This window comes from Achromobacter sp. SIMBA_011 (assembly GCF_046535435.1).
In the GTDB taxonomy this organism is placed as follows: Bacteria; Pseudomonadota; Gammaproteobacteria; order Burkholderiales; family Burkholderiaceae_B; genus Achromobacter; species Achromobacter dolens.
This window is the reverse complement of record NZ_JAWRWN010000650.1, coordinates 1-263: the sequence shown is the minus strand read 5'-3', so window position 1 is coordinate 263 and position 263 is coordinate 1. Positions and strand designations below refer to the sequence as shown.

The window sequence follows — 263 nt, the reverse complement described above, 5'->3', positions numbered from 1 at the left end:
CTGACACGTCAACTGCGGAACGAATGCGAATAGCCGCCTTAGCGAGCTGTTGAAGGAAGGCTATGGCGTCTCGACGGATCGAAAAAATATGGGGCTGGAACGTAATAAATTCGTTCCGGGAAGGCAGCTTAGTGCTTTGCGCTGTATGGCGAATGCACAGCGCCTGACGTACAGAATTCTTAGTGAAGGCAGTTGGCATGTCGTTTGTCAAAAGTTCCAAATTTGGCACCCAGATTGGCGTGTCGCTTTTTGCCATGGTGGCA

General features: G+C 50.6%; 1 protein-coding gene. It reads right to left on the bottom strand.

Features of this window, described 5'->3' with window-relative positions; all coding sequences use genetic code 11:
• Positions 1-263, bottom strand: a 263-nt coding sequence (locus SB816_RS32560) for a hypothetical protein (protein WP_410548321.1), incomplete at both ends; no start/stop codon positions are given.